General features: G+C 30.3%; 2 protein-coding genes. Both read left to right on the top strand.

Translation table 11 applies throughout. The features are described 5' to 3' along the window. Positions 1 to 77 precede the first annotated feature (77 nt). Entirely contained in the window at positions 78 to 674 is a 597-nt protein-coding gene (locus tag ACFQ0I_RS17455; protein WP_379944275.1) for a hypothetical protein, read from the top strand. 257 nt (positions 675 to 931) lie between these two features. Continuing rightward, the gene (locus ACFQ0I_RS17460; RefSeq protein ID WP_379944276.1) at positions 932 to 1,456 is read left to right on the top strand and encodes a hypothetical protein; all 525 of its coding nucleotides are present in this window, start codon (positions 932 to 934) and stop codon (positions 1,454 to 1,456) included. Positions 1,457 to 1,596: the final 140 nt, after the last annotated feature.

Consider the following 1,596-nt stretch of genomic DNA (forward strand, 5'->3'; position numbering starts at 1 on the left):
TTTTCCTTCGGAAAATCCTCGCACACAAGCACGCAACTTTCCATACACATAAACGTTGTGCTTAATTCCTGACTAGAGTGAAAAAATATTTGATAATTTTAATTCCAATAATTCTGATTTCTCTTTTAATTTGGAATTGGACATATAAAGGACCTATCAAAAAATTAAATTTTACAGAATCCTCTATTAACGATTTTAAAAAAATAAATAAATTATTAATTGATAATCAAACTGAATTAATCAATAAATCGAAAAAACATTACGTCCATGTGAAAGATATTCATTATTTCTCAAGTAGACACTTAAATGAATGGTTACCTGAAAAATCAAAAAATACAGGTTATCTTGAAAGGCTTGGTTTCTCTCCAAAATCAACAGTAAAATTGGACGGTGATAATTATATAATCGGAGAAATACATTTTGACTTTAATAATAATAGAGCGAGATATGAGCTCTGGAATTCCAATAACAGCGGAGTAATGTTACAACAAAATTTATATTATAATTATGAAATAAATGAATTGAAAGCTAGTGAGCATTTTTTACACATTGAAGAATTAAATGAAAATTGGAAATATATAATTGAATATAGAAAACGTAAAGATGGAAATACAATTCTTCCGACAGATATAAATGAAACAATAGAATTGCGAAAAAGAGTTAAAAAAAACTAAGCACAACACCGTATATAAAAAATTGCTGGTGTTGTACTAAAACAAAGGTTGTTGCACGTTTGCTACATCTGATTTTCCTTCGGAAAATCCTCGCACGCAAACACGCAACTTTCCATATACATAAACGTTGGCACACATATAAAAAGACCGTATTCAAATTGAAAAACACGATAATTATAATACTTCTACTTCTAATTTCATTCAGCGGGTTTACTCAAAATCTGACTGAAAAAGAATTCGTGATTTTGACTTTTGAAATGGACAGAAATAAAGATTCTCACGGAACTTTTATTTACTATTGGATTGCGGAATTAGAAAAGTATGAAAAAGTGGACGAATACAAAGAACCGAAAATCTATTCTCTTTTCTTGCACGAATTTTACGGAAGTGAACAATTAGAATCTTGTTGTTTAGGGAAGATTTCTTATCCTTACACAATGACAACTGGAACGGAATTTAATTTCCCTGAAAATTATAGTGAATATCTTACTCAACTGCGTGAATTAGTTAAAGACAACAGACAAAAAATCCAAGTAATCAAAAAAGAATGGAAAGATGGTTACAAAGAAAAAGTAACCGTTTACGCAACAGCAGTTCGAGGAAAATTATGTGAGTGCGAATTTGGTGGCGACACTTATTTAACAAAAGGCGACCGAATTAGTTTTCCGAAAGGAAATTATGAAATAATAAAAAACTATTTGACTAATGAAAAACGGATTTTACTCTTTAAGGACTTTTCCGATTTTGACTATGCGAATACTGATTATAGAACTGGAAAATAAAAAAAATACGTGTGCCAACACCGTATAAAAAAAATTGCTAGTTTTAGCTAAACCAAAGTTAGTTGCTCGTTTGCTAGCTTCTGATTTTCCTTCGGAAAATCCTCGCATACAAACCCGCAACTATTCTTATACATAAACGT

Origin of the sequence: Mariniflexile aquimaris, assembly GCF_042676825.1 — a bacterium.
Lineage (GTDB): Bacteria > Bacteroidota > Bacteroidia > Flavobacteriales > Flavobacteriaceae > Mariniflexile > Mariniflexile aquimaris.

Bases quoted from the DNA above. Each gene is read 5' to 3' on its own strand.
- ACFQ0I_RS17460 (WP_379944276.1), top strand. From the start codon at position 932: ATGGACAGAAATAAAGATTCTCACGGAACTTTTATTTACTATTGGATT.